Raw genomic sequence first — 4,439 nt, 5'->3', positions numbered from 1 at the left:
GCTGGTCGGCCAGAGCCCGCAGGATGCTGGCGCGGCGCTCGTCGATGGACCGGCCGAACTCCTGCAGCAGGACCGGGTTCTTTTGCACGACCCGTTCGATGGCCTCCCGGTCCACCCGAACCAGGGTGACCTCGTCGAGGGCGAACGACGAACAGGGGACCGGGTGCCGGACCAGGGTGCTCTGGCCCAGATAGCCACCCTGCTCGAGGGTCCCGATCTCGGTGCGTGAGCCGTCCTCGGCGTCGGCCGTCAGCACCACGGTGCCGGAGACGATGAACAGCATGTGTTCGGGCACCGTCCCGCCGGCCTGGATCAACTCGCCCGCCCCGTAGCGTTCGATGACGGCGTGCGGGACCATCGCCCGCTGCTGCGCGTCGGCGAGCAGCAGGGTGGGCGCCACCACCGCCCGGATGGCCGATTCGACCATGGACTGATCGGAGAAGGTGTCCGCGGCCTCGTCCAGGTGCAGCCCCTCCCGGCGCGCGGCGTACCAGATCCAGCGCAGGAACGTCGCGGTGGCCGAGCCGTCGTCGCCGGGTGAGCGCAGCGGAATCTTGGTGCGGTACTTCATCGTTCCCAACGGCACCGCCACCGGGGTCAGGTCCGGGTGGCACTCCGGGAGCTTGGAGGCGACGCGCACCAGCATCGCACACACCTGGTCCGGACGGTCCTCGATGGCGAACAGGCTCGTCACCCGGATGGCGTGCTGGCCGGCCGGCCGGCTCATGTTGGTGAACGACTGCGCGGCCAGCACCGAGTTCGGCGTGATGCGCAGGCCGTCGCTGGTCTCCAGATGCACTGCGCGCCAGTTGACTTCGGCCACCCGACCGGTGCCCTTGTCCGTCTCGATCCAGTCGCCGAGCCGGAAGGGCTGCTCGAAGAGCATCAGCAGCCCGGAGATGATCTGGCCGACCGAGTTCTGCAGTGTCAGGCCGATCACGATCGAGGTGACACCCAGCGCGGTGAACAAACCGCCGACGTTGGCACCCCAGATGTAGGCGAATATCAATCCCACCCCGACGGCGATCAACGCGAATCGGACCACGTCGAGGAAGATCGCCGGGACGCGCCGGCGCCAACTGCCGTCCGGCGCCGAGGCGAACAGCGATGCCCGGACCCCGGAGAGCATCAGGATCAACACGACGATCGCCACCAGCGTCCCGACGATGCGGACCGGTGTTGACCCGGACGGCATCTGGGTGGCGCCGATCATGGCCATCAGCAGGGCCCCCAACGGGACCAGATAGTTGCGAAGCAGGCTCACCGGACCGAGCAGGCTGCTGCCCCGCCGGCGCAGTGTGTGCTGCCACTCGGTGAGGGCGATCAGCAACAGCGGCAGGCCGACGGCGATCCCGACCGCCCAGTAGAACCAGGCCGAACCAACGAGGCCGGACATCATCGCGGCTCTTCGAGACGCCAGACCCGCTCGGTGACACCGTCGGCCGAGACGGTGCCGGCCTCGGTGAACGACATCGTCTCGGCGAGTGCGTCATACACCCGTGAGGTCACGTAGACACCCGGGTCCGGCATGCCGTTCTTGAGCCGGTGGGCCACGTTCACCGCGTTGCCCCACAAGTCGAACACCGGCGCGGTGTCACCGACCAGGCCGCTGCTCACCGGACCGGTGTCGATGCCCGCACGCAGGAACAGGTTCACCGATGCCTCGCTGTTGAACCGGTCCAGGATGCGCTGGCACTCCAGCGCGAAGTCCACGGTGCGACGTACGTTGTCCAGGCGCGGCATGGTCAGACCGCAGCTGCCGAGGTACCCGTTCCGCACCGGACGTACCCGCTCGATACCGTATTGCTCTGCGGCCGAGTCGATTTGGCGGTGCAACTCGTTGGCGATGGCGATCGACTGCTCGGCATCCAGGTCGACCCGCAGCCGGGCCAGGCCGATGATGTCCGCGTAGACCACGGTGACGTGGGAGTGCTCGCGGGCGGTGATCTCCTTGCCGCGGCTGAACTTCTCCGCGATCGCCACGGGCATCATCGTGGTCAGCATCTGCCGGATCTGGCCGCGCTGCTCGGTGAGCAGATCCTCCTTGACCGAGAGGCTGCGGCTCATCTCGTTGAACATCCCGGTGAGATCGCCGATCTCGTCGCGGGTCTCGACCGGAATCTCGACGTCGTAGTCGCCGGCGCCGACGCGCTGCACACCGGCCTCCAGCCGGCGGATCGGCCGCAGGAACACCTGGGCGAGCAACGCCGCGAGAAGGCAGACCAGGAAGATGATCCCGGTGGTGGCCAGCACCACGATGCGGGCGAACGTCGCCTCCTGGGCGAACGCCTCCGCGGTGTCGATCTTGGCCACGATCGACCAGCGCAGGCCAACCCGGTTGCCGATCGGCGCGTAGGCCTGGATCGTCTCCCTGCCGAGGTAGTCCCTGGTGATCAGCGTTCCCTTGTAGCCCTTCTGCGCCTCCCGGTGGCCGTCGGCGCTCACCGGCTGGACCAGGGTGGTGCCGCCCTGGCGGATCGCGATGTCCGGGATGTCCGGCGGGGTGCCCGCGTCGATCACCATCCGCCGGTACTTCTCCGGGTCCTCGAGGAACATCCGCGAGTCCGATCGCATCAGGAATTCCTCGCCGGCCAGGATCGTCTCGCCGGTTTCCCCCATCCCGGCCGAGGCCCATCCCTTGTCGAAGGTCATCAGCTTGTTGATCTTGGTGATCGGGAACTGCAGCGCCAGAACGCCTTCCGGTTTGCCGCCGGGCGGGATCGGGGCGACCATCCAGGCGGTCGGCGCCATGGTCGACGGCTGGTAGAACTCGAAGTCGGTGAAGACCACCCGGTCGGCCTTGTTGCTGGACATGGCCTGGATGTAGGCGTCCCGCAGTTTGGAACCGTTGTAGGGCCCGGTGAGGATGTTGGTGCCCAGATCGACGTTCTTGTAGGCGCTGTAGACCACGTTGCCGCGGCCGTCGAGCATCAGCGCGTCCTCGAAGGCGAACCGGGTGACGATCTCCCGGTAGAAGCCCTGGTACTTGGCGTTGGCCGCCGACCAGGCGCTGCCGTCCCGTTGGTCGTCCGCCGCGATGGCCTGGTCGTCGGTCGGCAGCTTCGCGGTGTAGGTGGCCTGCAGGTAGCGCTCGGCATTGGACGTCGGCAGCAGGGCGGCCACGTCCAGTCGCGTCCCGCTGTATTTCTCGGTGTCCTTGGCGAAGACCCGGTAGTAGTCGGCGACCGCCTTGGACATCTCCGGGGTGATCGCGGCGTTGGCAAGCTGATCGAAGCCCGCGGTGAAGTCCTTCAGTGCGTTCCTGGTCGTCTCGCCGTGGGTGTAGGTGACCAGGGCGTTGCGCAGGGCGGTCACCTGGGTGTCGAGGGTGCGGCTCTGCGACTCCCGGATCTCGGTGAACCGGTTGATCGCCCCGATCCGCAGCGAGTTGCGGCCGGTCTGGTAGGCGATGCCGCCGACGATCGCCGCGGCCAGCACGGTGCACAGCACCAGCATCAGGATGAGTTTGGACTGGATGCTCATCCGACTCAGCGGCGAACGCACGTGCGAGCGGGCCCGGATCTTCTCCAGGGCAGTATCCGACAACGCCACCGGCTCGTCCGGAGCGTCGGTTCGTTGCGGCATGGCCGTCCCTCCCCCGCTGTTCGAGCGGGTTTTTCCCTGAGCAGACTAACAGGCGCTGTGACGGTTGGGACAGGTGTGAATCATCATCCGGCTGCGCCGCGGACACCGTGACCGGGATAATCGCCGATGTGCACCGCGCGCTGACCGGATTGATCGCGGCCGCCCTGCTCGGCGGCGGGGTGGCCGCCGCCCCGGCCCAGGCCGCCGAGAGATGGGCGCTCAACGGCGCCTTCACCGCCACCTCGAACGGCGAGTGGGCCCGCAGCAACGACATCTTCCACAAGCAGGCCAGCGTGCGGGCGCTGTGGACCATCACCTCGCAGTGCAGCTACCCCACCGAGTGCACCGGCACGGTGACCAGCGATCAGGGCTGGACGGCGCCGATCTACCAGACCAGCGGCGAGTGGTACGTCAAACACATCGTGCCGCGCTGGATCCCGTGCGCGGACGGCTCCACCGCCGACGGTCTTCAGGTCTTCCGGTTCAAGGCCATGACGCCCGACGGATCGACCACCGACCCGACGTCGAACACCCTGGTCGGCGAGGACGCCACCACCGGGCCCAGCGGGGCGTGCGGGCGCAGCCTGGCGGTGCACATCACCATGCCGTTCAAGCTGGCCCGGATCTAACCGACCGGCAGCAGATCGGTCCAAGTTCGTTTGTCGGCGCCGGAGACCACGTCGGTCTGCCGCGCGACGGTCCCGTCGGGGGTGGCGAACTGGCCGGTCGCGGGGTCGTAGGTGGCGATCGCCACCGAGGGCCCCGCGCCGGCGGGCGTGAACGCGCTGGGGGCGGCCGTGGCGCCGCCGGCCGGCGGCGGGGGCGGCGGTGGGGGCGGCGGTGGAGCACCCCCG

The 4,439-nt window shown here is 68.4% G+C and carries 3 protein-coding genes and 1 pseudogene; 1 reads left to right on the top strand and 3 read right to left on the bottom strand.

What is annotated here, in order from left to right:
* On the bottom strand, positions 1 to 1,396 hold a 1,396-nt coding region (locus ADBZ5U_RS08880), incomplete at its 3' end, for a mechanosensitive ion channel family protein (protein WP_526264509.1).
* Complete coding sequence (locus tag ADBZ5U_RS08875; RefSeq protein WP_526264507.1) at positions 1,396 to 3,585, bottom strand: adenylate/guanylate cyclase domain-containing protein; 2,190 nt, start codon at positions 3,583 to 3,585, stop codon at positions 1,396 to 1,398. The genes ADBZ5U_RS08875 and ADBZ5U_RS08880, both read right to left, overlap by 1 nt.
* A 107-nt stretch (positions 3,586 to 3,692) precedes the next feature.
* Between ADBZ5U_RS08875 and ADBZ5U_RS08870 the strand changes: the two genes are divergently transcribed.
* Positions 3,693 to 4,214, top strand: a complete 522-nt coding sequence (locus ADBZ5U_RS08870) for an Rv2253/PknI dimerization domain-containing protein (protein WP_526264505.1) — start codon at positions 3,693 to 3,695, stop codon at positions 4,212 to 4,214.
* Here the strand turns inward: ADBZ5U_RS08870 and ADBZ5U_RS08865 are convergent.
* Positions 4,211 to 4,439, bottom strand: a pseudogene (locus ADBZ5U_RS08865) (virulence factor Mce); the annotation flags it as partial. The gene ADBZ5U_RS08870 and the pseudogene ADBZ5U_RS08865 overlap by 4 nt on opposite strands.

Source organism: Mycobacterium sp., assembly GCF_040398885.1.
Classification (GTDB): Bacteria; Actinomycetota; Actinomycetes; order Mycobacteriales; family Mycobacteriaceae; genus Mycobacterium.
This window is presented reverse-complemented; position numbering and strand designations above follow the sequence as displayed.

Bases quoted from the DNA above. Each gene is read 5' to 3' on its own strand.
- ADBZ5U_RS08875 (WP_526264507.1), bottom strand. From the start codon at position 3,585: ATGCCGCAACGAACCGACGCTCCGGACGAGCCGGTGGCGTTGTCGGAT.